The 24709-nt window shown below is 65.7% G+C and carries 21 protein-coding genes; 7 read left to right on the top strand and 14 right to left on the bottom strand.

The window, feature by feature from the left end; translation table 11 throughout:
- Positions 1–663: 663 nt before the first annotated feature.
- Positions 664–1473 carry an alpha/beta fold hydrolase gene (locus DL240_RS17405; protein ID WP_111731176.1) on the bottom strand — a complete coding sequence of 270 codons (810 nt, stop codon included), beginning with the start codon at positions 1471–1473 and terminating at the stop codon, positions 664–666.
- Positions 1466–3307, bottom strand: coding sequence for an amidohydrolase family protein (locus DL240_RS17400; RefSeq protein WP_111731175.1), 1842 nt, complete (start codon positions 3305–3307; stop codon positions 1466–1468). Before DL240_RS17400 ends, DL240_RS17405 begins: the two co-directional genes overlap by 8 nt.
- On the opposite strand from DL240_RS17400, the gene DL240_RS17395 reads away from it, so the two are divergent.
- From DL240_RS17395 to DL240_RS17385, 3 genes are all read left to right on the top strand, one after another.
- Positions 3306–4610: a TraB family protein gene (locus DL240_RS17395; protein WP_146618384.1), complete on the top strand. Its 1305-nt coding sequence runs from the start codon at positions 3306–3308 to the stop codon at positions 4608–4610. The genes DL240_RS17400 and DL240_RS17395 overlap by 2 nt on opposite strands.
- Positions 4611–4755: 145 nt before the next feature.
- Positions 4756–6732: a YML083C domain-containing protein gene (locus tag DL240_RS17390; protein ID WP_111731173.1), complete on the top strand. Its 1977-nt coding sequence runs from the start codon at positions 4756–4758 to the stop codon at positions 6730–6732.
- Positions 6716–7819, top strand: coding sequence for a hypothetical protein (locus DL240_RS17385; RefSeq protein ID WP_146618383.1), 1104 nt, complete (start codon positions 6716–6718; stop codon positions 7817–7819). The genes DL240_RS17390 and DL240_RS17385 overlap by 17 nt, the downstream gene beginning before the upstream one ends.
- Positions 7820–7901: 82 nt before the next feature.
- Here DL240_RS17385 and DL240_RS17380 read toward each other — a convergent pair whose 3' ends face one another.
- The gene (locus tag DL240_RS17380) at positions 7902–9392 is read right to left on the bottom strand and encodes a pyridoxal phosphate-dependent decarboxylase family protein (protein ID WP_199589855.1); all 1491 of its coding nucleotides are present in this window, start codon (positions 9390–9392) and stop codon (positions 7902–7904) included.
- Between the two features lie 200 nt (positions 9393–9592).
- On the opposite strand from DL240_RS17380, the gene DL240_RS17375 reads away from it, so the two are divergent.
- Complete coding sequence (locus DL240_RS17375) at positions 9593–10162, top strand: SRPBCC family protein (RefSeq protein ID WP_111731171.1); 570 nt, start codon at positions 9593–9595, stop codon at positions 10160–10162.
- 51 nt (positions 10163–10213) lie between these two features.
- On the opposite strand, the gene DL240_RS17370 is transcribed toward DL240_RS17375, so the two are convergent.
- The 11 genes from DL240_RS17370 to DL240_RS17320 form a co-directional block, all read right to left on the bottom strand.
- Positions 10214–10666: a DoxX family protein gene (locus tag DL240_RS17370; RefSeq protein ID WP_111731170.1), complete on the bottom strand. Its 453-nt coding sequence runs from the start codon at positions 10664–10666 to the stop codon at positions 10214–10216.
- A gap of 77 nt (positions 10667–10743) precedes the next feature.
- Entirely contained in the window at positions 10744–12348 is a 1605-nt protein-coding gene (locus tag DL240_RS17365) for a glycoside hydrolase family 57 protein (RefSeq protein ID WP_111731169.1), read from the bottom strand.
- A complete protein-coding gene (locus DL240_RS17360) occupies positions 12345–12827 on the bottom strand; it encodes a DUF4912 domain-containing protein (protein ID WP_158542707.1) in 483 nt (160 codons plus the stop codon). Before DL240_RS17360 ends, DL240_RS17365 begins: the two co-directional genes overlap by 4 nt.
- A gap of 57 nt (positions 12828–12884) precedes the next feature.
- A complete protein-coding gene (gene csrA / locus DL240_RS17355) occupies positions 12885–13070 on the bottom strand; it encodes a carbon storage regulator CsrA (protein WP_111731167.1) in 186 nt (61 codons plus the stop codon).
- Positions 13071–13549: 479 nt separating this feature from the next.
- The gene (locus DL240_RS17350) at positions 13550–15205 is read right to left on the bottom strand and encodes a MutS-related protein (protein WP_111731166.1); all 1656 of its coding nucleotides are present in this window, start codon (positions 15203–15205) and stop codon (positions 13550–13552) included.
- Between the two features lie 81 nt (positions 15206–15286).
- On the bottom strand, positions 15287–15757 hold the full coding sequence (locus DL240_RS17345) for a hypothetical protein (protein WP_111731165.1): 471 nt from the start codon (positions 15755–15757) through the stop codon (positions 15287–15289).
- Positions 15758–15924: 167 nt separating this feature from the next.
- Positions 15925–16521 (bottom strand): GTP-binding protein, encoded by a 597-nt coding sequence (locus DL240_RS17340; protein ID WP_111731164.1) that lies wholly within the window; start codon positions 16519–16521, stop codon positions 15925–15927.
- Between the two features lie 291 nt (positions 16522–16812).
- On the bottom strand, positions 16813–17304 hold the full coding sequence (locus tag DL240_RS17335; protein WP_111731163.1) for a roadblock/LC7 domain-containing protein: 492 nt from the start codon (positions 17302–17304) through the stop codon (positions 16813–16815).
- A 138-nt stretch (positions 17305–17442) separates the two neighbouring features.
- The gene (gene recR / locus DL240_RS17330; RefSeq protein ID WP_111731162.1) at positions 17443–18054 is read right to left on the bottom strand and encodes a recombination mediator RecR; all 612 of its coding nucleotides are present in this window, start codon (positions 18052–18054) and stop codon (positions 17443–17445) included.
- Positions 18055–18084: 30 nt separating this feature from the next.
- A complete protein-coding gene (locus tag DL240_RS17325; protein WP_199589854.1) occupies positions 18085–18387 on the bottom strand; it encodes a YbaB/EbfC family nucleoid-associated protein in 303 nt (100 codons plus the stop codon).
- Positions 18388–18522: 135 nt separating this feature from the next.
- A complete protein-coding gene (locus tag DL240_RS17320; RefSeq protein ID WP_111731160.1) occupies positions 18523–19707 on the bottom strand; it encodes a M20 metallopeptidase family protein in 1185 nt (394 codons plus the stop codon).
- A 193-nt stretch (positions 19708–19900) separates the two neighbouring features.
- Between DL240_RS17320 and DL240_RS17315 the strand changes: the two genes are divergently transcribed.
- From DL240_RS17315 to DL240_RS17305, 3 genes are all read left to right on the top strand, one after another.
- Complete coding sequence (locus tag DL240_RS17315; RefSeq protein WP_111731159.1) at positions 19901–20776, top strand: hypothetical protein; 876 nt, start codon at positions 19901–19903, stop codon at positions 20774–20776.
- Positions 20777–21097: 321 nt separating this feature from the next.
- A complete protein-coding gene (locus DL240_RS17310; protein WP_111731158.1) occupies positions 21098–23419 on the top strand; it encodes a RecQ family ATP-dependent DNA helicase in 2322 nt (773 codons plus the stop codon).
- Positions 23388–24668: a lactate racemase domain-containing protein gene (locus DL240_RS17305; protein WP_111731157.1), complete on the top strand. Its 1281-nt coding sequence runs from the start codon at positions 23388–23390 to the stop codon at positions 24666–24668. The genes DL240_RS17310 and DL240_RS17305 overlap by 32 nt, the downstream gene beginning before the upstream one ends.
- The last annotated feature ends 41 nt before the right edge of the window (positions 24669–24709 follow it).

Below are 24709 nucleotides of genomic sequence, written 5' to 3'. Positions count from 1 at the left end.
AACAAGGACCACCCTCCTGCAAGGTATTGCACCTATTCAAAAAAACGTCATCTCACTAAGATTATCCAGTGGGATGATGAACAAAACCTTAGCCAGCAAGCCTCCGGATTGACTATTTTTCAGCCCTCCTTCGCGTGAAGGCTATTCTGACGAATCAGGATGGATGCAACGCGAGAGGAGTGATGGAGGGCACAACGCCGATGGCGCCCTCCCCCTAGTATTTACTGCCCCATCGTGCCCCTCCGAATGAGGAGCGCTTGCCTTCCTCATCACTATTCTATCCGCGACTACCCCGGCCGAGCCCGCACCAACACCTACCTGCCCCATAAACGCCGGCCCACTCGCCAAGGTCTGCCCCCCAAACACCAGCCCCCCCGCAGGGAACACCCTGCGGGTTTTTTTCATGAAAACGCCACTATCCCCAGGGAAACACCCCTGACCGCCGTACATCACCCTATTCTTGCCCAAGAAACACCCCTGTACCGCCGTACATCACCCTTTCTTGCCCAAGAATCGCCCCTGTACCGCCGTACATGCCTGATTCTTGACCGCGAATCGCAGGTGTACCGCGGTCGCCGGTCTTTCCACCCCGCACGGCTCCCGATCCGAGCGCCACAGGGCGCACGCCCAGCAAGGAGGCAGGGATGAAGCCTGTAGCTTTAGCTACCGCGACGACGCAGCGACGACGCTGGCGTCGTCCTGGGACGTTCGGCACCAGCTGGCGACCTGATGGGCCACCCACTCCGGATCGTCGAGGGTTAGTTCGTGGCCGGCGGTCGGGTGCATGTGCAGCGGGGCGTTGAGCCGTTTGGCCAGGTGCCAGGCGCAGCTCGGGGCGACCATTGCGTCGCCCCCGGCGCCCAGCACCAGGGTGGGGACCGGGAGCGCGCCGGGGGCCCGGAAGGTGGCCGCGGCCAGGAGCTGCTTCAGGGCGTTGCGGCGGCGGATCGGGGCGTCGCGCGCAAACTCGGCGGCCTGGCGGGCGACGACCTCTTTTTCCTGAATCAGCGCCGAGGTGAAGTTCAGGATGCGGCGCTCCCGTTCCACCGGGTCCGGGTCGACCATGGCGCGGAGCATGTCGGGGAGAATCCGGGCGTTGAGGCGGCGCAGGGGGCCGTTGACGTCAGCGGCACTGGAGTTGATAACGACCAGGCGCGCAAAATCCTCGGGATGCAGCCGGCCCCACTCCATGGTGACCATCCCGCCCAGCGAGACGCCGAGCAGCCCCCAGCCCCCGGGGTGGAGCGCGCGCAGCGCGGCCAGGCGCTCGCGCATATCGCCCACGATGCCGGCCACCGTCACCGGACTCTCGCGGTCGCACTCGGTGCCCACCCCGGGCAGATCCAGGGTATGGACCCGGGAGCCGGGGACCTTCGCCTCAAAAATCTCGATAAAGGGGCCCCAGTGACGTTGCTCACGGGCCAGGCCGCGCAGGATCAGCCAGTTCTGGGGTGGGGGGGTCTGCTCAAGCATCGCTCTTTTCCTTCTCGGGGGGCTTCACGCTGCCGGTGGAGGGGCTTGCCGCGGCCTTCGCGGTGCGCGTGGTCTTTTTGGTCTTTTTAGTTTTTTTGGTGGTTTTGGTCGTCTGGGCCCGGGTCGTCTTCGACGCCTGGTCAGCTCCGGGGGCCGTCTCGTTGGTCGGCGCCTCCCCGGCGGGGGCGGCCCCGGCGGCGGCCGGCAGATGAGTAAGCGCAAACGCGTAGGCGTTCTTCCAGGCAAATTTCTCCAGGATCTGCTCCACCCCGATCTCGGCGATGCCGCGGGTGTGTTTGTGGCGCTCCAGGAGCTCGCGCAACGCCTCGGCCAGCGCGGGGAGTTCGGCGGCGGTGGGGCAGGTCTGGATCGGGTGGATAAAGCCGTCGAAGTCGGTGCCCAGGCAGATATGATCCCAGACCCGGAGTTTTTCCTGCGGGGAGTAGCGATCGTCGAGAAAGACGACGTCGACCAGGGCAAAAATCTGACGCAGGACCACCTCGGGCACCAGCGCCTCCTCGAGCTTATCGCCGGGCTTCATCCCCAGGATGCGCCGGTCCAGGTTGATGCCGGCCAGGCCCCCGGACTCGAAGATCACCCGCATGTCTTCATCGCTTAAGTTGATGCTCCAGGCGTAAAAAGGCCCGCGATGCCAGCGGTCGTGCTCGTGGTCCTCGTCGGCGATCATCTGCGCCAGGGAGGGCACCCCGGCGTAGCCCGAGTGGCTCATGACCACCGGGATCTTGGGGTAGCGGGCGCGGTAGGCGGCCGGCTGCTCCTGGTGCCAGCGGTTGTAGGGCTCGACCACCTCCCGGTAGTAGGTCTGACGGGCGCGGGCGCTCATGTGGCGCACATCCAGCGGGATGCGTCGGCCGCCCCGATCGCGCAGCTCCTCGTCGAGGTCCAGAAGCTCCCGCACCACCTTAAGCCCGCGCTCCGGGTCGAAATCCTGGTTGAGGCGAGCCTCCTGATCCATGATCAGATCGGCGGCATCGACCAGGCTGTGGGCGTGGCCGCAGAGGTGGTTGTCGAAGTGATGGGCCAGGGTCAAAAAGAGCACCGGATGCTCCCAGGCCTTCATCGCCTCGATGCGCTCGAGCATCACCTCCAGGCTCACCGGCCCCAGATCGCGGCCCACCGAGAAGACGTGGGCCCCCTCGATGGTGAGCACCACGGCCATGTCGTCTTCGTCGCGCTCCAGGACCGCGCGCAGGTCCTCTTCGCCGGTGACCACCCGGTAGGAGCCCTCGATCTGACGGGGGCCCCGGGCGCTTTCAAAGGCCACCTGCTGGCGCGTGCCTGCGCCGCGCATTAAGAAGTCGTACTCCCGCAGCAACTCCTCCCAGTAGTCGTAGGCCGAGCTGGACATGTGGGCCACGCGCGGCGCGTCGTAGCCCATGACCACCCGCTGCACGAGCTGGCGCAGGGGGCCATCGTTGCGCAGCAAGCCCAGGGCCTTTTTCGCCGCGCCCTCGACGTCGCCGGCGAGCAGCTCGGCGATGGCCTGGGCGGGTCGCTCCAGGCGTAGCCAGGCCCGGAGTTCTTCGGGGAAGGGGCGCTCATCGCCGGAGCCGCTGCCGATAAAGAAGCCCCGCTCAATCGGGGTAAAGCTCGCAAAGATCAGGCGGACATTGCCGGCCTTCATGCGTGCAAAGTTCGACTGCACGTAGTCCGAGGCCCGCTCCCCGGCCCGCTGATGCTCCAGGTGGCTCTCCAGCTCCACCCAGGGCTGAAAGCGCGCCGGGTCGTGCTCCTGCGCAGAGTTGCGCAGCCGGTTAAAGGCGTAGAAGGTTGGGTGGCAATGGATATCAGCAAAGGTTAATGGGTTCATCATGTCCTCAGAGCTCCCCAGATCAGCGGCATTCTCGGCGTCAAAGAGCGCCGACGCTACACCAGCGCCCGCGGCGTTGACAACGCCCTCCCCCGGGGCTGCGCCGGCGGTGGCGCCGGCGCCCGAGGAGCGTCAGGCGCTGAGCGTGGGGCTGCCCGGGGTGCACCGCCAGGTGGTCGAGCGGGGGGGGCGCCGCTTCGTGATTCTCGATCTCCCTCGGGTGGACGAGGCCTCGCTCCACGCGCTGCGGGCCACCCTCCAGGCCGAGCGCCCCGGGGCGTTGGCCGTGGAGCTCGACGCCCAGCGCCGGGAGTGGGTCGGGGACCCGGAGCGCTGGCAAACGCTCAACCTCCTCGACGTGCTCCGCGCCAAAAAGGGCACGCTGCTCAACGCCTATTTGAGCCTGCGCATCTTTCAAAAACGCTTTGGCTCCTTTGAGGGCGCCGAGCCCGGTGACGAGATGCGCATCGCTCTGGAGGAGGCCCAGCGCTCGGGGGCCACGCTGGCGCTGGTCGATCGCGACATGACCATCACCGGGCTGCGGGCCTGGCGGCGCACCCCCTTCTGGATGCGTCTGACGCTGATCTTCGCCCTGAGCTTTGGCTCGCTGCGGCGCAAAAAAGCGCGTCCCTCCGAGGCGCAGCGCGCCCGGCTGCAGCGCCGCTTTCGGCGCCTGGAGCGCTCGATGCCCGCGGTCAAGCAGGCCTTCGTCGAGGAGCGCGACGCCCATATGGCCTGTGCCATTGAGGCCATCGACGCCCCGCAGGTGGTGGCCCTGCTCAGCACCGCGCACGCCGACGGCGTGGCCCGGCACCTGGCCCGGGGCAGCGACCCGGCCGGCTGCCGCGACGCGGTGCCCCCAAAGAGCGTCCTCTCCCGGGTCTTTCCCTGGGCGCTCAGCGCGGCCATCGTCGGCGTCTTTGTGCTGGGGTTTGCCCTGGGCGACGCCGCGGCCCTGCGCGACGCGCTCTTGACCTGGTTTGTGATCAACGCCATCTGCACCGCGCTGGCCACCTGTGTGGCGCTGGCGCATCCGCTGACGGTGGTGGCCAGCGCGCTAAGCGCCCCGATCGTCTCGCTCAACCCGGCGGTGGGTGCCGGGATGGTCGGCGGGCTGGTGCAGCTGCTGGTGGCCCCTCCCAGCATCCGGGAGCTGGAGCAGGTGGGCGACGACATCGCTCGTCTCAAAGGCTGGTGGGAGAACCGCCTGGCCCGGGTGGCGCTGGTCTTTGTGCTGGCCAATCTGGGCAGCACCATCGGCACGGTGGTGGCCCTGGCGATGTTCCCCGATCTTTTTGGCGGGTGAAGGGGTGACCGGCAGGTCAGGATCGCCGCGCGGTATGGCGCAGCGCGTCAGAAGTAGTTGCCTAAACACCCTTGCGATACGCACTTTTTAACGCGTAAGCTCTGCGAACTTATGTGAAGTGAAAACAAATTCGCTGGAGTTTATTGTGTCCGTTTCGTCCCGCTCACGCCCCCGCTGCCTCCTGATCAGCCTCATCGCCGCCGCGCTTCTGGTGAGCGCCCCGGCCACCGCTCAGGACTCGCCAGAATCCCCCCCCGACACCGCCGACACCCGGGAGCTTCCCCCCGGCCCCGGAGAGCCCGAAGCGCCGGCGGCACCGGCGGTGCCCGCCAAAGACGAGACGCCCGAAGCGCCCGAGACGCCGGCCAAGCCCGAGGCGCCCGAAGCGCCCGAGAAGCCCGCCGCCGACCAGGCCCCGGGTGAGGTCGCCGCCGACCAGGCCCCGGGTGAGGTCACCCCGGTGCAGCGCGATGTGCCCGATCCCCCCACCCTGCCCCCCGATGGCTTCGACGCGCCGGGGGTGGTGGACACGCGCGCTCAAGAGCCCGACGAAGACCGGGTCACCCACGAGGTCACCAGTGAGTACCGGGTGCGCTCGCTGCAGGTCACCCCGGTGGAACTCAACGGCACCGCGGTGCGCGACATCGGCTGGACCGAGCAGCGCTTCCGCCTCAACGCCACCACCGGCCTCAAGGGCGTGGGCTCGATCACCGTGCAGCTCGATGCGCTCGACGGGGTGCTCTTTGGCGACAACGGACGCTTCCTGGGCAACCCCTCTTCCAACTCCGGGGTCTCGCTGGCGACCAAGCGCCCCAACCTCACCCGCTGGGAAATCGGCCTGCTGCCCGGCGGCGACCCCTTTGATCGCACCGACTACGGCCCGGTCCTGACCTCGGCCCCCCTGCTGGAGGTGAACTACCTCTACGCCGACGCCATGTTGCCCATCGGCCTCTTGCGCGTGGGGCGTCAGCCCTTGAACTACGGCGCCACGGTCAACGCCCACGACGGCGGACGCCACAACCGCTGGGGGGTCAGCCAGTACTCCGACGCGGCCGACCGCATCCTCTTTGGCACCAAGCTCGACGAGATCGTCAACACCCTGCGCCACGGCGCCGACCACGTCCCCAACACCTCGCTGGACGACGGCGTGATCCTGGGGCTTTTCTACGACTTCCATAAGCAGGACAACATCGCGCGCACCGACGACGATCTGCGTCAGATGGGCGCCAACCTGCAGTTTCTGGCAGCCGAAGCGGACTGGTTCGGCCTGGACTGGAAAGGCTTCCAGGCCTCGGCCACCGTGGTGCACCTGCGCAACGAGCGCTTCAACAGCCGCATCTACGGCTTCCCCCTGGCCTTTCAGACCGGGGTCAACAACGTCGACCTCCGCCTTCAGTTCTCGCACCAGCGCGGGGAGACCACCGAGATCAGCGAGGGCTTTGCCGCGCTGACCAACACCAACGTCGAGATGCAGAAGCTGGAGGCCTCCGGCGCCCAGGCGGTGATCGATGTGCACCTGGGACCGGTGACCCTCTCGTTGGAAGGCAACTACGCCAGCGGCGACGCCAACCCGCGCGCCGGCGACCCGGTGACCTCGTTTAGCTTCGCGCGCGATCTCAACGTGGGGCTCCTGCTCTTCGAACACGTGCTGGCCTTTGAATCGGCGCGCTCGGTGGGCGTGGGCCTGGAGAACCTGGCCGAGGCCGACACCGAGAGCTTCCCGCTCACCGAGATCCAGAGCGACGGACGCTTCAGCAACGCGATCGCCGTCTTCCCCCAGATCTACGTCGATATGCTCAAGACCGCCGAGCATAACCTCTTTGCCCGCGCCGGCGTGCTGGCCGCCTGGTCGGCCACCAAAGGTGGCGTGGTCGACGCGGTGCAGACCGCGCTCAACGATGTGGGCGGCCCCATCGAAGACAGCGCGCTGAACTTCCACGGAGGCGTCCCGGCCCGCTTTTATGGCACCGAGCTCGACCTTCAAGTAGGCTACAAATTCCGAGATAACTTCTTCTGGACCGTCGAAAGTGCCGTGCTCTTCCCGGGGCCGGCGCTCCAGGACGCCAATGGCGACGCCGTCCGCTCCTTCCTCGTGGAGAACCGTTTTGAGCTGCTCTTCTAAAAAAACCTGGTGGATGACTCGGAGCGCGCCGGCGGTGCTGGCGCTGATCACCCTGCTCACGGCGGGCTGCCAGGAGTACGTGGCCCCGCCCGAGGTCGCGCTGGACCTGGGTGGCGAGCGCGTCGCCGCCGCCGGCGAACCGGTGAACCTGACCTTTACCAAAGCGGTGGATGTGGAGACGGTGGGCCTGCGCCTGTGGCCGCGAGAGCGCGGACTGCGCCGGGTCCCGACCTCCCCAGACGTCGAGCCCCTGGCGCCTACCTGCATGGTGTCCGCCGGGGAGTGCGAGTCGATGAGCGTGACCTTCAACGAGGAAGGCACCGAGGCCCTGGTGGCCATCGCCCCGGAATTTGCCCGGCCGGGCTCCTCGCTGATTCTGGAAGTCGTGGAAGGCTTAAGCGACTCCGAGGGCTTTGATACCGGCGTGGGCACCTTCTTCAACGTGCAGTTCGGGCTCTCCGGCGGCAACCCCGACGCCAACATCGCCTTCCAGAACGGCGTCTACATCCTGGGCGGCAGCCTGAGCGTCAGCGGACTCAACGCCGTGCTCACCCTGGTCAGCGATCTGCGGGTGAAACCCGACGGACGCTTCGCCCTGGCCGGCGCTAAGGGAGTCGTCGACACCGAACGGGCCGACAAAACCAGCCTGGACCCGGAGGTCATCACCATCGCCGATGACGACCAGAGCTGGGCGCTCTTTGCCCGCGGCACGGTCGTAGAAGATGACCAGGGAACCCGCTTTCTGACCACCGAGAGTTTTAACGTCTCGGTGCCGGTGCTGGGCGTGGCCACCGTCGAGCTCAAAGACGTGGTGCTCTACGCCGAGATCATCAAAGACGACGAGGGCAACGACTTCTTCGACGGGACGCTGACCTTTGGCGACTCCGAGGTGGTCTTCCCCAACAACGCGGTGGCGATCCCGGCTGGCGAGGCCGCACTGGCCGGCGGCCTGGTGCCCGAGGAGCTGGTGCCCGAGGGCACGCCCGATATGTGCACCGACATCTGCGGCGCGGTTACCGGCCAGTGCACTCCCCCCGGCGGCTTCCCCGACCTGGATTTCTGTGAGGAGGTCCCCTCCGAAGAGTGAGGCCTGCTCCCCGCCTCCCCCCACGCAAAAAAGCCCGGATCATTCCGGGCTTTTTTGTGTGAGGCGACTGCCGTTCAAAAGTTCAGCGCATCCAGGGGAGCGCCTCTTTGAGCTTCTCTTTGGATGACTCAAACTTCTCCAGCACCTCCATGGCCCGGTCGCCGTACTTATCCATCAGCTGCAGGATCAAATCATCGTCTTCGCCGGCCTCGCCGCCCAGATCCGGGACCTTGCCCTCGGGGCCGTACATGCCCTCCATGATCTTGTGTACGCTGAATTTCACCGCGCCGCGGAAGGGAATTTTGGCGATCATGCCGTACATCGCCGCCTGCCCCTCGCTCTTCAGCTCGGGGTGGGCGCGCACATGGGCCACGGCCTCCTCCAGGTCCTCCAAAAAGGCCGGCACCGCCTGCAGGTGATTGGCCGTGACCGAGAGGTGAAAGCTGTTGGGGTTCTGCTGACGATCCAGGTTCCAGCCCTTCGCGTTGAGCTGATCGACGACCGCGTAGATATCGATCTCGGGGCTCTTCGAGGCCACGCAGACCACCGGCCCATCGGTGCTTCCAAGCACCTTGAGCCCTTCGATGCGACGCACCCCGGTCTGCAGAGCCTCCACCGCCTCCATCGTCTTGCGGGTAAGCTCCAGATAACCCTCCTCCCCGATGGCTTTCATCGCCGCCCAGGCCGCCGCGATCGGACCGCCCGGACGAGTGCCGGCGACGGTCGGTGAGGGATAGATCCCGCCGGGCCAATCGGTCGACACGTAGAACTGGTGCTTGAGGTAGCTCATGTCCCGGTAGAGCACCACCGAGGCCCCCTTGGCCGCGTACCCGTACTTATGCACATCGGCCGAGATCGAGGTCACCCCGGGCACCCGGAAATCAAAGAGCGGCAGGTCGTAGCCGAGCTTCTCCATCCAGGGCAAAAAGAAACCGCCGAAGCAGGCGTCGACGTGAAAAGGAATGTCTTCTTTCTTTGCAAACGCCCCGATGGCCTCGATCGGATCGATCACCCCGTGAGCGTACTGCGGCGCCGAGGCCGCAATCAGCGCGGTGTTGCGGTTGACCGCCCGCTTGAGCGCTTCCACGTTGACCCGAAAATCCTCGCCGAGCTCCACGTAGCGCACCTTCATCCCGAAGTAGTGCGCCGCTTTACCAAAGGCCACGTGGATGGACTTTGGCGCGACCAGCTCCGGCTGCCCGTTGAAGATAAAACGCTTCTTTTTAAAACGTTCTCGGGCGGCCTTCACCGCCATCAGAATCGACTCGGTACCTCCCGAGGTCATCGTCCCCACGACCTGCGCATCGCCGTGCAACATCGCCGCCGACATGCGCACCACCTCGGACTCCATGCGCTTGAGGCTCTGAAAGACCATCGGGTTGAGGCCATTCTCACTAAAGAACGTGTTATGGGCCTCCTTCAGAAACTCGTAATGCGCTTCATCGGCGTAGTAGACCAGGCTCCAGGTACGCCCCTGGCGCCAGTTGCCGTCCTGATCGCGAAGCTCGCGCATCTGCTCAAGCAGCATTTTCTTATCGAGCCCCTTCTCGGGGATGGTCAGGCTCTGGCTCACGTTCGAACTCCAGGTATCGATTGAATGATCGGGGATTCGCCGCGTCCCTTAAACCACGGGCCCAAAAGACGGATGCTTTCCTCGCGCGATGACAGGGCCTATACTCTGCGAGCTTTCTGACCGATAGGCAAGCGCCGCCCGGCCCCGGGATCGACTCCCGGCGGTGAGCGCCACGCCCCTGACCCCAAGGACCTCCCACGATGCGACACACACTGGCCGCAGCCCTTCTGATCACGCTCACCCTGGGAGCCAGCGTCGCCACCGCCGACGACACCCGACTCGCCGCCGGGGAGATCCTGGTGGAGACCTCCGACGTGTCCGGCAGCGACATCCCGCGCATCACGGTCACCGCCGTGGTCGACGCACCGCCATCAAGGGTCTGGGCGGTTGTGAGTGACTGCGCCAACTACAGCAAGACGATGCCACGGATCGAAGAGTCGCGGTTAATCCGCCGAGAAGGCTCCACCTTCGTCTGCGAAACGGTGGTAGGGCTGCCCTTCCCGCTGAGCGATCTGCGCTCCACGACCACCGCCACCCACACCGAGGGTCCCAACGAGTGGCGCCGCCAGTGGTCGATGATCGAGGGGAACTACCGCTTCAATAATGGCTATTGGAGCCTCAAACCCTACGGCGACAACGGGGAGCGCACCCTGGCGGTATACTCCGTCCACGCGGCCCCGGAAGGCTCGGTCCCCGACTGGATGCGCCGCCGCGCTCAGGAATCCTCGATGCCCGGCGTGCTGGAAGCGGTGCGAAAAGCCGTCAAATAACGGCCGGTCTCGGCGGCTCGATCACTTTGGCAACCTGCGCCTATTCCTGCGTCACGGCTCCTCGGCCTGACGCAGGCGCTGGCGGAAACTCCAGGTATCCAGCCACTCATCCAGGCTCATCGGCCAGGGGTGGCGAATCGCCGTGAAGATGAGCGCCGAGCCGATAAGACCCCCATTTTTCAGAAAGCTGGTCAGCTCGATCTGCCGGGCGGCAGCGTCGTCAATGGCCCAGAAATTGTGCATGATCAGCGTGATGGGCAGGAGCGCCAACACCACGCAGAGCACCCCGAGCACCGGGCGCAGCCCCAACGCCACGCTTATCCCTCCCATCACCAGGAGCACGCCGCTGACGCCCACCGCCAGCGACGCCCAGGGCACGCCCTTCTCGGCGGCATAGGCGCTCAATGAGCCCCACTGCCCAAAATGGTTCAGGCCCATAATCAGGTAAAAGAACCCGGCGACGATTCGACCCATCAAGAAGCTGCTCTTGCGCAGGTCGCTCATAGCACCTCCAGCGCGACAACGAACGAGCGTAGCACTGAAGAAGCTAAACACCCCGGGGAGCCGCCGCGCGATGAGGCTCAACCGGACTCGGCCCACCAGCTCGGATCCAGGTCTTTGAAGATCGGATATCGATCTTCAAGGACCGCTAACTCGGCCTCCACGAGCGTCCCCTGCTCCAGCATCGCCGCCAGCTCTTCAATATGACGCAGATGCCCGGACTGGCGCCGTTGAGCGTACTCCACGGTGGTGCCGGTCTTCATGATAAAGGCCCAATCACTGGCCTGAGCCAACAGGAGCTGACGACCGAGCTGCGCCAGCGCACGGGAGGTGAGCGGATCGGAGGGCAACCCACCATGGAGCGCCGCCCGCGAGAGTTCCACCACCCGATGCTCGGCGTTGCGCAGATGCCGATAAATCCAGGCATTTGAGGGATCGAGCCACACGCCAAAATACGAGTCTTCGCCCCAGGTCGAGGTCCCCGGCGTGGCCTGCTGCTGCACCGGCTCCTCGCTCAGGTACGAGGCCGGCGACGAGAGCACCAGATCGTCGTGATGGGCCGCCTCGCGAAAGACCGCTTCCAGAAAAAGCGGTCCCTCAAACCACCAGTGACCAAAGAGTTCCGCGTCGTAAGAGCAGGTCAGATGCGCCGGTCGCTCGCCAAGTTTGTCAAAAAGCTCGTTCCCCTGGTCTCGGCGCGCGTGCACAAAATGGCGCGCGTGATCCAGGGCGCGATTGCGAGCGACATCCGGGCGATAATACTCCTTTTCGCCCAGGCCCACCTCGCCAGTGACCCGGTGGTACTTCAGCCCGGTATGATGCCGAATACCATCGGGATGGATATAGGGAAGGACCACGTCCAGCGGCAGGTCGTAACCCAGGTCACGATAAAACTCGCGATAGTCATAGTCGCCCGGATACCCTTCGCTGGCACTCCAGACCTGCGCGCTGGCGAGCTGATCGCGCCCGAAAAACGCGACCCCCGCTGGCGAGACCAGCGATGCGTAGGTGCCGTAGACCGGCGGGGCATCGGCGGTGAGGATGCCCACGTCTTCCAGGCAGGCAAAGCCGATGCCCTCGTCAGCCAGGAGGCGATCGACGCCCGGAGCAAAAGCACACTCGGCGATCCATACCCCCCGGGGTTTGAACCCAAAATGACTCTCAAACTCCTGGAGTCCGGCCCGAATCTGCGCGCGACGCCCGGCGTCGCTCTCCAGAAAGGGTAAGATCGGGTGCGTGCCCACGCAGGTCATCAGCTCCAGACGCCCGCGGCGAGCGTGGTGAGCAAAGCGCGCAAGCACATCCTGTTGGAGTTCGTCCAGATAGTAGGTGCGCATCTCATCGAAGCGCGCCTCGTAAAAATCAGCCAGCACGGCCAGACGGGGTTCTTCCGCCCCCCGAGTCTCGCGATCGGCGCGGGCCAACGCGATCATGCGTTCCAGCTGCGCCACAAAGCGCTCGGCCAGCAGTCCGTCGGCCATCATCGCCAGCAGCGGGGCGCTCAGGCTCAGCGTGAGCGTGCCCGGCACCTGATCCTGCTCCAGACGATCCAGCGCCATCAGCAGCGGCAGGTACGTCTCGTGCATCGCCTCATAAAACCACATCTCTTCGAGGTGGTAGACGTCCTCGGGGTGGCGAATAAAAGGCAGATGGGCGTGAAGCACCACGCTCAGGTAAGTCTTCACATATCCCCCTTTTCACCGCGCAGGTCTTCACTCCGCATAAAAGCCATGGAGCTAAGCCGGGGCCCGGTCCCGGCGGCAAAACGCCCGCGCACCGGATGCCGGTGCTCCGTCGGCTCAAATCCCAACCCCCGCTCCTGCCAGCTGACCCGCACAAAACGCTCTGCCCCACTCCCCGGCGCACGCCGGGGCGCTCGGGACATCTCCGAGCACAGGATCGGCTCCCCACTCCCCACGACGTCTCCCCGCCAGAGCTCGGCCTGGTAGCGCGCGCCCGGCTCCTCGATCCGCACAAAACGCCCGGAGAGCGCTTCGTCCACCCGCCAGCGCTCAACCTCCAGACGTCGGGCTTCGGAGCCTTCTCGCTTGCTCAGGCAAATCCACAGCTCCTCTTTCAGAGCCGGATCCACCTCCCAGTAGACGTAGCCCACCTCCGGGTCGCGCCAGAGCAGCACCAGCTGCGTCTCTCCCCGTTGAGACATCCCATACGTCGTGTACGGCTGCTGCTGCGCTCCCATCGCGCTCCCGGTGCTATAGGTCTAGGGCTCCTCGTCGTCGGCCCTTTCTTCGAGAATCGCCTCGTATACCTCTTCGCGATAAATCGGCACATCACGTGGTGCGACAATACCAATACGCACCTGATTTCGTCGAATCTCTTTGACGACGATCTCGATCTCTTCCCCGATTCGAATCGACTCCCCGACCTTCCTGGTAAGGGTCAACATGGGCCCACTCCTTTCCGCGAGTGATGATTGGGTGATCTTCGACGCACAACGCGCCCATTCTTGGATTGACGCTCCTCTCACCCGAGCCGGCCCTGACGAGGCGTTGACTGTGAACACGCACCCGGCCGTGGCCAGTACCTGTTCGCATCCTCGGTCAAGATGCTCTTCAGGCATAACGCGTAAGTGCGCCACAATCATGCCCAAAACGCCGTTGGCCCGCGAGGGGAACCTCCAGATGCCGGTGTCGCTCGCTTCCTTGCCTGACTACCTGCACCTACATCGTGTCCCATCAAACACCAGGACGGAGGTCGGGTCAAAAAACTTAAAGAAAAACTTCAACCCTTAACTCCGAGCTCCCCTGGTCGGCCCGCGAACAGAACCATTCGGGGAATCGCTTGAGTTGCCAAGGTCCACAAGAAGACCATGGTGGCCCGGATGGCGAACGGAGGGAAGTTTTTAACCTCCTCCCGAAGCCTGAATCACTTGAATTCGCCGAGTTCCAGCCCCAGCGCCCGAGCGACCCGCCAGGCGTCGCGAGGCACATCGGTCGCCTGGCTGGCGCGGGGTCGGTAGTCCATCAGGCCGCGCAACCCGGCGGTGAGCCGATCGAGTTCACCTTCATCGACCCCGGCCAACGCCGAGCGCAATGCTTCATCGCTGACCTCCAACCCCCGGATCCGCAGCCGGGCCACCCCCTGGAGCGCGGCAAGTTCGGGAAAGTGCGTCGCCACCACGAGGCGATCGCCGGCGGCGGCGCGGGCCTCCATCACCGCGCGCGCAAACTTCGCGCCCTCCTGAGGATGGGTGCCCCTGCCGAGCTCATCGAGCAACCACAGGCGCGGGCTCCTCCCCTCCCAGTGTTTCACCAGCCGACGCACCTCTCGCCCAAACGACGAGAGCCCCTCGGAGTCCGACGCGCCGCCAGGCTCCTCGCTGCCCACGTAAATCAGGGCATGAAACGGCGAAAACACAAAGGAGTGGGCCGGCACCGGCAACGCCGCCTGAGCACAGAAGTGGCAGAGCCCCACGAGTTTTAAGAGCGCGGATTTCCCCCCCATATTCGGCCCCAGGACCACGGTCAGCGCCTCTTCGAGGGTCACATCAATGGGCTGCACCTGATCCGCGAGACGATCCACAAGCCCCGGATCGCGCCCGTGCGCCAGGTGCATCACCGCCGGTGAGGATGCCCCCGCGGACTCTGGCGCCAGCGTGGGCCAGCACGCCCCGAGTTCGGCTTTGAGGCGCACACGCGCCAGGCGCTCATCAAAGCGCACCAGCGCCTGGTGCAGCGCCTGAATCCGGGGAGCAAGGGGCGCGAGCCTCTCGGAAAGCCGCTTCCGCAGCGCCTGCTCACACTCGGCCACCAGAACCTCCGCCCGGTCGAGCGCCTGCGCGGCGTCCGCCACCGGTGGCGCGATCAGATGCCAGGCGCCCGCCCGCCACTCCAGACGCGGATCGTCTGGCGTGGTCCCCGCCTCAGGACGATAGCGCCCTCGGAGATCGAAACGACCGCCGTAGCTGTCGCAGATCTCCGCCTCCAACGCCTCGCGTCGCCCCCGCAGTTCACGGGCTGCCTGACGCTGGGCCTTACGAGCCGCTGCCAGCTCCGGATCGAGCTGATCGCTTAGGTGAAAGCGCGCGGTGGGCCGGGCCTCCGGGTGCATCCCGGCCATGGCCTGGCGCAGGGCCTCCGCATCGGGATCGTCGGACAAGGGCAGACCATCGGCCCCCTCCACCGCCTCCAGAAGTGCGAGCCCGTAAAAGAAAAATCGCTTAATCTCGAAGAGTTCGGCGTCTCGCAGCACCTCGTGGAGCTCCAGGCGACGCAGCGCACGCTCCAACGTGGGGAGCTCTCGCAGGGCATCGGCGCTCGGGCGCTGGGCCTGTGGGCAGTCGTGATACCAGCGATCCAACGCGCGCAGCGCCTCGATCTCGGCCCGCCAGGCCTCGAGCTCCTCAGGGGCGTAGCTCCGGACGCGACTCGACCCAGCCCTGGCCGAAGCGCTGTAGGGGGCAAGGCGCGCCACAAAGGCCCGGGCCCCGATCACCTCCAGCGTAACCGGATCGGCAAAAGGCGCCTCCCCTCCCGGCTCCTCGCCATGCCCGCCCGCGGCCTGTTCACTCCATCTGCGCATCGTTCAGCCCTCCATCGAGACGGCTGTGACTATGCGACAGGCTCGCCGGACTTGCCAGATCAACCTCATCCGAGGCCACGCTCAGTCGGTGGTCGCGCCACCGGGGAACACAATCGTGGAGTAACACTCGTAGAAGCGTCGCTCGATCTCGGTGCGCATCTCGTAGAGTTCGGCCAGCTCATCAAAGAGCAACGCCAGGTAGGCCAGGCGCACCGGGTGGGGGCGATCCTCGCCCGTTGAGGGAAGCTCGTCGATGAAATGATCGAGCTGATCGAGAATCTGGTCGGCGTAGCGCTTGAGCCCGCCGATCTCCTCGACCTCCGAGCCGAAGATGCGCCGCACCCGGGGGTAGAGATGCTCACGCTCGCGCTCAAAACTGGCCTTGAGGCGCTGGCGTAACAGGAGCGCCTGGGGCACCACCTCACGCAAGATCGCGCCAACTTCAGCCTTGTCCTCGCGCGAGCGCCGCGCACGAGATAGCGCTCGCTCCATGGCATCAAGCGCCGTAAAGACTTCCATATGCGTGTAGGTTAGCTCCGAGAGCAGGCCCATCGTACACCTCCGCGTGCAGCTCTTCGTTTTTGTCGTAACTGATTGAAAAACAACACCATTTCAACAACCATTCCGCGCCAACCAGACAAATCTCGGCGCGCCGCGCACAAAAAAAAGCGGCCCCCTCTGCAGGGGACCGCCTTCTCAAGCTCGGTGCCTCGTCGACCTTATTTGGTCTTTTTGAGTTCCACCAGAATCTGTTTGACTACCGCCTTCAGCGTCTCAAACACGCCGGGCCCATTGGGCGCGATCGCGCTGGCCTCAAAGTCGGGGTACTTACCCTCGGGGTTCAGATCGGCGCGGAGTTCTTCCAGCGGCATGGCCGTGGGAAGGTCGCGCTTGTTGTACTGAATCACAAAGGGGATCTTGTCGATATCGTAGCCGTAGGCGACAAGGTTTTCTTTGAGGTCCTCCATCGAGATGATGTTGGCCTCTTTGCGGGCGCGCTGGCTGTCGGCAACGAACACCACGCCGTCGGCACCCTTCATGATCAGCTTACGACTGGCGCTGTAAAAGAGCTGCCCGGGCACCGAGTAGAGGTGCAGGCGCGTCTTAAAGCCACGAATGGCCGGCAAGCTCAGCGGCAGGAAGTCGAAGAAGAGCGTACGTTCCTGCTTGGTTTCCAGGCTTACCAGCTTACCGCGGGCGTCAGGGTTAGTCCCTGAGTAGATGAACTTAATGTTCGTCGTTTTTCCACAGAGCCCCGGCCCGTAGTAAACGATTTTGAGGATGATTTCCCGCTGGGCGTAATTGATGAACGACATAGGGACCTTCTCGTCACCGCGCGTGGCCTCCGCAAAACGCCCTGGGGCCGGGACGCTCGCATTAGCTGGTTCGAAGTCTCGAAATCGACATCGTCGAATAAACTCGCCGGCATGCCGCGAAGCGTTATACCACGAGGCGAAATCGTGTCGAATTAAATTTTGAACATCCGCGGGCCGACCACCCGGTCAACCCTGGAGTCTCTGGAGCATGCCGCTAAAGCCCGATGCATCCTCTCAAAAACTCCCCAAAACCACCTCAAATACTGCGTCTGGAGCACGGCGCCTCAACCCTCAAAAGGCGTCGTTGAACAGGCTATCGATATCGTCGTCGGTGATCTCGCCGAAAATGTCCATATCCTTGTTGCCATCTTTGGCTTTCTCGGCGACGGCGGCGATGACATCGGCCATCTCCGCATAGGCGCGCTTCACCCGCAGGCGCACCAGACCAAGGCTGGAGCGCTCATCGAAGATCACTACAAGGATCAGCGTGTCTCCGATCACCGAGACATGCAGATGCTTGTTCTTTCCTTCGTGGAAGTGAACCGGAAACTCCTCCTCGCCGAGCATCAGAGCGAGGCTACCGGTCGCAGCGGTGGAACCCGCCACCAGGGAGGCCAGGCCGGTGGTGTCGATGCCGGAGGTCTCGCCAGTCGCGGTGACCAGCTGCCCGTCCTTGTCCACGATAAAGATGGCTTTCGCGAGGGCATCGCGCACCAGGCGCTCACAGATCTCTGTGAGCTGCTGGTGCTCCTCTTCGTAAATCACCATCTGGGAACTGAGCATGGAGTTACTCCTCGGTTGCCTCCACACCGGAGGGTCGAGTCGGCGTCAGAATGACTTCAAGGCCAAGCTAGCACAGTGACCCACCCCACGCAACGCCGGGGTTAGGCCGGGGCAAGGGGGGAAAAACCCGCACGAGCTCTACATTTCCCGCCTCTGGGAGAGGGCGCGAGAGAGGGTCACTCGGTCGGTGTATTCAAGCTCACCGCCAATGGGTACACCACTGGCGATCCGGCTTACGGTGAGCCCCAGAGGTTTGAGAAGTCGCTGCAAGTAGAGTGCGGTGGCCTCGCCATCGACCGAGGGGCTGCAGGCCACAATCACCTCCTGTGGCGCCTCCATTCCCCCGGGCGGTGTCTGCAACCGGGTCAGCAGCTCGCGCAGCCGAATATCATCGGGTCCCACACCATCGAGCGGACTGATCAGCCCGTGCAACACATGGTAGAGCCCCCGAAAATCACCGGTACGCTCAATCGCGCGCAGATCCTGGGTGCGTTCCACCACGCAGATGGTGGTCGCATCGCGTCGGGGATCCCGACAGATCTCGCAGACCTGAGCCTCGGTGAGATTACAACAGACCGTACACAGGCCCACCCGCTCCTTGACCTCTACCAGCGCATCGGCCAACTCCCGGGCCATCTCCTCGCTCTCATTGAGCACAAAGAAGGCCAGGCGGGTGGCGGTACGCTCGCCAATGCCCGGCAGCTTACGAAACGCATTGACCAGGCGAGTGATGGGATCGCGGGGCTTCATCGGGTGGACCCGGGTACGGGATCGAGCTTCTTAGAAGAGGCCCGGGATGTTGAGACCGCCGGTGATCTTTTCGATCTCGGAGTTCATCATCTCGCCGGCCATCTCCATGGCCTGGTTGACGGCGCCAAGCACCATCTCTTCGAGCACCTCCACGTCGGCCGGATCGACGACGTCGGGGTTGATCTTGATCTGCAGGAGCTCCTGCTTGCCGTTGACCACGGCCGTGACCATGCCGCCACCGGTGGAGGCCTCAATGGTCTTATTACCGATCTCTTCTTGAACCTTGGTGATGCGCGATTGCATCTTCTGGGCCTGACGGACCAGGCTATTCATGCCGCCTTTCATCGCCATCGCTCCTGGGTGGGCGCAAAGTCAATTCACTTGGGATAGATCGCGCTGCCAACGGGGCAACACGAGGGGTGAGTTATACGCACACACCCCGAAGTGCGCAACGCGCCTTGACGCGATTCAGCCATCTTCGCCCAGACCCAGCAGCGCCTCGGTGATCGCCCGCACGCCCAGCTCCAGACAGCGCTCATCCACATCAAAACGCGGGGTGTGAAGCGGATGTACCTGCGCGCTGGCGGGATCTTTAACCCCCAGAAAGAGATACGCCGCGGGCACCCGGCGTGAGAAGGCCGCAAAATCCTCAGCGCCGAGCTGGGGCAGGTGCTTGACCATCACGCCCCCGTCGACCCGGGCCTCGATCAGGCGCACCACCTGCGCCTCCAGCCCCGGATCGTTGGCGGTGAGCCGGGCCCCGGGCACAAAGCGCAGCGTCGCGCGCGCCCCCATCGCCCCGGCGATCCCCTCGACGATGGCGCGCGCCCCCTCCTTGGCCCGCTCCATGGCCTCGATGGAGAGCCCGCGCAGAATCCCGGTGAGTTTGGCCCGATCGGCGATGATGTTGTAGGAGTTGCCCGCCTCGATCTTTCCGATCGAGAGCACCACGGCCTCCCGGGCGTCGGTCCGCCGGCTGACCACCTGCTGCAGGGCCACGATCACCTGGGCGGCAATCGCCACCGCGTCGACCCCCTCATGCGGGTAGGCCCCGTGGCTCTTCTGCCCCTCGATAACGATCTCCACCAGCTCCGACTGCGCCCACACTGCCCCGCCGGTGTACCCGATCTTGCCCACCTCCAGCGTGGGCATGCAGTGCAGCGCCAGGATCGCCTCCACCGCCGGGTTCTCCAGCACACCCTCACAAGCCATGCGCTCCGCGCCGATCGGCACCTCCTGCGGGGAGGCCTCCTCGGCCGGCTGAAAGATCATCTTGACGCTCCCGCGCAGCTCGGCTCGCCGGGCCATCAGCTCCCGCGCCACGCCCAGCCCCACCGTGGTGTGCACATCGTGCCCACAGGCATGCATCACCCCGGGACGCGTGCTGCAGTAGTCATGCTCGCTGAGCTCCTCGATCGGCAGCGCGTCGATGTCCGCGCGAAAGGCCCGGGTTGGCCCGGGCAGCTCCCCGGTGATCAGCGCGACCACCCCGGTGTCGGCGACCCGCTCCATCTGCGCCACACCCAGCTCCCGCAGGCGCTCCTCGATAAAGGCCGCGGTCTGATGCTCCTCAAAGCTGAGTTCAGGGTGGGCGTGGAGATGACGGCGCCAGCGCGTCAGCTCCGGATCGGTCTTCAGATGATATGCGCTCATCGGGGCTCTCAGACGGGAAAGGAGTTCATGGGTGGGCCAGGGGGCTCGCGGGCGTCGACGGACCAACGGGGAAAATGCCGCGACGCACAAAAATGTGCGCCTCGCTCGACAAACCCGTGGGGAGTAGGGCAAATGCCCCTACCTCTGTCAAGATGGCGCCCCGGTTGATTCCCCCGACGCGATGAGTTCGACGATGCCCTTCGCCCGCTCCTTCTGGTCTCGCTACGCCCTTGTGCTGGCCACCCTCCTCGTCACCAGCGGCTGCGCCACCTCGCTGACCAACCTGGCCCCGGCCCACACCCTGGACCCCGGCCAGGTGCAGATCACGGGCGTGGCCGCCGCCGACCTGAACACCGGCGTGTTCGATGGCACGATCAACGCCGGGCGAGCGGTCTACGAGGCGGTCCAGAACACCGAGGACCCCGTCTCGGAGGACGAACTGCGCACCCTCCTCGACGCGCTGCTGGTCTGGACGCTCCTGCGCCCGGGCTTTACCCCGGAGTTCGCCGCCCGCGTGGGGGTCAGCGACCGGGTGCTCCACGGGCTTGACGTGGGGCTGCGCTACAACGGCGCGGTGCTCAAACCCGATCTCCGCCTCCAACTCTTCGAAAGCCCCGAAGGCTCCCTGGCCCTGACCGCCCACGTGGCCTACGGCCACCACCTCTCGGTGGCCAGCTCGGCGGTGGAGTGGCTGGTGATGACCGAGTTTGAACGCCGCGACCTGGAGGCCGGGCTCTCGGTGGGCTGGGAGTATCGCGACATGATCAAGCTCTACGCCTCGCCACGCTACCTCTACTCCCGGATCAGCGTCTCTCCGAAGCTGCCCGCCTGGCTGGAAGGACGCCTGCCCCCGGAGTACCAGGACTACAACCCCTCGTCCTACTTCGGCGACTCCCAGATGCACTACCTCGGGCTGAACTGGGGGGCGATGCTCGGCTACCGCTACGTCTTTGCGCACCTGGATGTGACAATGATGCGCCTGCTTTTTCGCCCCACCGTCCTTGGCTCCCCCCGCAATTACGACGGGTGGATCTTCGCCCCGAGCGCCGGGCTGACGCTGCGTTTTTAAGGGGTTCGACCCGGGCCCTCAGCTCCCCCACTCCGAGCCCCAACCTCCCCTTCTGTCGAACGCAGATCCCCCACTCAAGCCCTCGACCCGGCGTTCTGCGCGTGCAGATCCCCCACTCAAGCCCTCGCCCCGGCGTTCTGCACGTGCAGATCCCCCACCCAAGAAGCCCGGCCCGCTCGGGAGAACCCCTTGCCCGAGATCGCGGAACCTGAGAAAAGAGGCAACATTCGCCTGGCGAGCACGACAACAGGGTAAGTCCCGCCCTTGCCCCCTCGCCACGCCCGGTCCCTGAAGGCCGGCCCTCCTCCTGAGCACCGCGCTATGAACCTCCCCGACCCCTTTGCTCCCATCGCCCCCTCGATCGATCGGGCGCTGCAAGACGTCTTTGGCTTTGAGGCCTTTCGCGCCGGACAACGCCGCGGCATCGAGGCGGTGGTCCAGAACAACAACACGCTGATCGTGATGCCCACCGGCAGCGGCAAGAGCCTCTGCTACATGCTCCCGGCCTGCGTGATGCCCGGACTCACCCTGGCCGTCTCGCCACTGATCGCGCTGATGAAGGACCAGGCCGACGCCCTGGAGTCCTTCAACATTCCGGCCACCTACATCAACTCCTCGTTGAGCTGGGATGAGCAGCGCCAGCGCCTGGCCGGGATGCGGGCCGGGGCCTACAAAATCGTGCTGGTCGCCCCGGAGCGCTTCAAAAGTCAGGTCTTCCTCGACGCGCTCGCCGGCCTGCCGATCGGGCTCTTTGCCATCGACGAGGCCCACTGCATCAGCCAGTGGGGACACGACTTCCGCCCCGACTACCTGACCCTGGGAGAGGTGCGCAAGCAGCTGGGCTCGCCAACCACCCTGGCGCTGACCGCCACGGCCACCCCGGAGGTCCAGCGCGACATTGCCGCCCAGCTCGGCTTTGAATCCCCGCGGGTGGTCGTCTCCGGGTTTGAGCGCCCCAACCTCTTCTTTGAGGTCTACCCCGCACGCAGCCGCCGCGCCAAATACGAGCGCATCGAAGCCCTCCTCGACCAGACTCCCGAGGGAAGCAAGGTCATCTACTGCGCCACCCGCAAGCAGGTCGAAGAGGTCGGGCGTAACCTGCGCGAGTCGGGCTACTATCCGGCCCTCTACCACGCCGGGCTCAGCGATCAGGAGCGCGACGAGGTGCAGGACGCCTTTATGGCCGGCGACGCCCCGCTGCTCATCGCCACCAACGCCTTTGGCATGGGGGTCGACAAGAGCGACGTGCGCGCCATCATCCACTTCAACATCCCGGGCAGCGTGGAGGCCTACTACCAGGAGGCCGGCCGCGCCGGCCGCGACGGCGAGTCGGCCCACTGCCTGCTCCTCTTCAACCGGGCCGATCTGCGCATCCACGAGTTCTTCACCGAGAACTCCTTCCCCGACCGCAAGCAGATCGAGCGCCTGTGGAGCCTGCTGCAAAAGCATGGCGAGGGCACCCACGCGCTGGATGCCGACATGCTGGCCGACCACCTCTCGCGGGCCGGCGACGATCGGGTCCATCCCTGGGCGGTGGGCTCGGCGCTGCGCCTGCTGGAGCGCGGGGGGCATGTGGCCTTCGGGCAGCGGGGCCCCACCCCCTGGCTCCAGGTGATGGACCGGGCGCGCACCCGCGAGCTGCGCGTGGACTGGCACGCGCTCGACGCGCGCCGCCGGGTCGATGAGGACCATCAAGAGGACATGGTTCGCTACGCCACCGGGCACACCTGCCGCCAGCTCTATCTGGTGCGCTACTTCAGCGATACGGCCGAAGACATCCCCCGCTGCGGGCGCTGCGACCGCTGCTGCGGACCGCCGAGCTACGCCCGGGACGCCGGCCAGGTGCGGGCCCCGATCGTCGTCAGCGAAGCGGCCCAGACGGTGCTGCGCAAGGTGTTAAGCGGCATCGCCCGCACCCGGGGACGCTGGGGCACGCACGTGGTCGCGGCGATGCTGCGCGGCTCGCGCGCCAAAAAAGTGGTGGGCGCCGGTCTCGACCAGCTCTCCACCCACGGCATCTTGAGCGCGCTGCGCCAGGACGACCTGGTGCGCCTGATCGATGTCTGCGCCCAGCTCGGGCTGACCACTCAGAACACCCACGGCTGCGTCTCGCTCACCGAAGAGGGCACCGCGCTGATGATCGCCAGCGAGCCCCTGCCCGCGCCGGTGGCCGAGGTGCTGGCGCGCCACCTGACCTCGGTGTCTGCCAGCCCCCGGCGCAGCGGCGCCCCTTCCTCTCACCAGGCCGCCGCTCGCCAGAACGAACCCCCGCTCCCCGCCCACCTGGCCGCCCACCTGGCCGACTCCGAGCTCGGCGAAACCTACCTGCGCACCTTTGCGCTGGCCCGGGAGGGGCATGATTATCAGAGCATCGCCGAACAACGCGGCCTGACCCCCTCCAGCGTCCTGCGCCACTTTCTCAAGCTGGCCGAGCACGGCTATCCGCTCCCCCTTCAGGACCACGCCGACGGCCGCCTTTTGCCGGAGCTTCGGGAAGTTGCCAGCGACTGGTCGTCTCATGATAAGCTTGCCGACCTCAAAGAACGCCTCTCCACCCCCTGCGACTACGATACCCTGAAGCTCAACCTGGCCATCGTCCTTCAGGAGCGCTTTGAACACCTCCAACCCCTGGACGCCTCCTGAGAGCGCGCTGACCCGCGCCATCGACTGGACCCTCGCCACCTCGGATCACACCCCCGAGCTCGAAGGGAAGCGCCTGCTGGTGGTCATCCCCGACACCACACGCCCCCTCGACCTGGCCGGCGCGCTCTACGCGGTGCTGAGCCACCTCAGAGCCGGGGAGCCCGCCAGCATCTCGGTGCTGGTAGCCCTGGGACTCCACCGCGCGCTGGCCCTCTCCGAGCTCCGCCCGCTGCTCACCATCTGCCGGCAGCTCGGCGCCACCCTCACCCAGCATACCCCCCACCATCCCCGGCTCTCGATGCCCGGTGCCGACGTGGGCCTGCTCAGCGCCCCCGAGGCCGACGCACTGGTGGGCTACCCGCAAACGCGCTCCGAACGCCCGCTCCCGGCGCTCCTGCATCCGATGCTCTTCCAGCACGATCGCATCCTGGTGGTGGGCACGGTGGAACCCCACCAGTACGCCGGGTTCTCCGGCGGGGTCAAAGCCCTGGCCATCGGCTGCGCCGGCGCCGAAACGATCGCCACCATGCACGGCCTGGAGCTCCTGCGTCACCCCGGCACTCGCCTGGGTCGCATCGACAACAACCCCTTCCAGGAGGCCCTCTGGCGGGTGGCCGACCTGCCCTGCCCGATCGACGCTCTGCAGATCGTGCCCGGCACCCCCGAGCCCCGCGCCCTCCTCTACGGCCCGGTTCGCCCCACCTTTGAGCGGGCCTGCCAGCTGGCCGGGGAGGCCTTCTTCTACCGCTGTGACGAGCCCCTGCCCTGGCTGCACATCCGGCTGCCCCCGAGCAAAGCCGACAACTTCTACCAGGCCTCGCGCGCGGCCACCTACGCCGCGCTCCTGGAGCACACGGCGCTGGCCCCCGGTGGCTGGATCGTGCTGGAGGCCGAATGCCACGAGGGCGTCGGCCGCGGCGATGGCGAGCGCGCCTTTGCCCGGGCGATGCAGCGGGGCAAAGAACGCCTGCTGGCCGAACTGCGCGGTCAGGCCACCTCGCCAGAGCCCCACGCCGGCGGCCAGCAACGCGCCTACGTGCTGGCGCTGGCCCTGGATCGTAACCCCGTGGCACTCATCACCCCCGAGCCCCTGCCCGAGCTCGACACCATGGGCATCCGGCAATTTCGCACCCTCAAAGAGGCCCACACCACGCTGAACCTTCCCCTGGTCCCGGGCGTCTCCCTTCTCGACATCTTCACCGGCCTGCCGGTGCTCGCCACCGACGAGAACGCCGGCCCCCCGCGCTGATGCCCGAGGAGGGGCCCCGCCGGTCTGCGACACACACAACA

This window comes from Lujinxingia litoralis, from assembly GCF_003260125.1.
In the GTDB taxonomy this organism is placed as follows: Bacteria; Myxococcota_A; Bradymonadia; order Bradymonadales; family Bradymonadaceae; genus Lujinxingia; species Lujinxingia litoralis.
The sequence above is the reverse complement of the archived record's forward strand: the minus strand, read 5'-3'. Positions and strand labels throughout refer to the sequence as shown.

Bases quoted from the DNA above. Each gene is read 5' to 3' on its own strand.
- DL240_RS17320 (WP_111731160.1), bottom strand. From the start codon at position 19,707: ATGAGCGCATATCATCTGAAGACCGATCCGGAGCTGACGCGCTGGCGC.
- DL240_RS17315 (WP_111731159.1), top strand. From the start codon at position 19,901: ATGCCCTTCGCCCGCTCCTTCTGGTCTCGCTACGCCCTTGTGCTGGCC.
- csrA (WP_111731167.1), bottom strand. From the start codon at position 13,070: ATGTTGACCCTTACCAGGAAGGTCGGGGAGTCGATTCGAATCGGGGAA.
- DL240_RS17375 (WP_111731171.1), top strand. From the start codon at position 9,593: ATGCGACACACACTGGCCGCAGCCCTTCTGATCACGCTCACCCTGGGA.
- DL240_RS17335 (WP_111731163.1), bottom strand. From the start codon at position 17,304: ATGCTCAGTTCCCAGATGGTGATTTACGAAGAGGAGCACCAGCAGCTC.
- DL240_RS17340 (WP_111731164.1), bottom strand. From the start codon at position 16,521: ATGTCGTTCATCAATTACGCCCAGCGGGAAATCATCCTCAAAATCGTT.
- DL240_RS17400 (WP_111731175.1), bottom strand. From the start codon at position 3,307: ATGATGAACCCATTAACCTTTGCTGATATCCATTGCCACCCAACCTTC.
- DL240_RS17325 (WP_199589854.1), bottom strand. From the start codon at position 18,387: ATGAATAGCCTGGTCCGTCAGGCCCAGAAGATGCAATCGCGCATCACC.
- DL240_RS17350 (WP_111731166.1), bottom strand. From the start codon at position 15,205: ATGCGCAGATGGAGTGAACAGGCCGCGGGCGGGCATGGCGAGGAGCCG.
- DL240_RS17345 (WP_111731165.1), bottom strand. From the start codon at position 15,757: ATGGGCCTGCTCTCGGAGCTAACCTACACGCATATGGAAGTCTTTACG.
- DL240_RS17395 (WP_146618384.1), top strand. From the start codon at position 3,306: ATGTCCTCAGAGCTCCCCAGATCAGCGGCATTCTCGGCGTCAAAGAGC.
- recR (WP_111731162.1), bottom strand. From the start codon at position 18,054: ATGAAGCCCCGCGATCCCATCACTCGCCTGGTCAATGCGTTTCGTAAG.
- DL240_RS17370 (WP_111731170.1), bottom strand. From the start codon at position 10,666: ATGAGCGACCTGCGCAAGAGCAGCTTCTTGATGGGTCGAATCGTCGCC.
- DL240_RS17360 (WP_158542707.1), bottom strand. From the start codon at position 12,827: ATGTCTCAACGGGGAGAGACGCAGCTGGTGCTGCTCTGGCGCGACCCG.
- DL240_RS17310 (WP_111731158.1), top strand. From the start codon at position 21,098: ATGAACCTCCCCGACCCCTTTGCTCCCATCGCCCCCTCGATCGATCGG.
- DL240_RS17405 (WP_111731176.1), bottom strand. From the start codon at position 1,473: ATGCTTGAGCAGACCCCCCCACCCCAGAACTGGCTGATCCTGCGCGGC.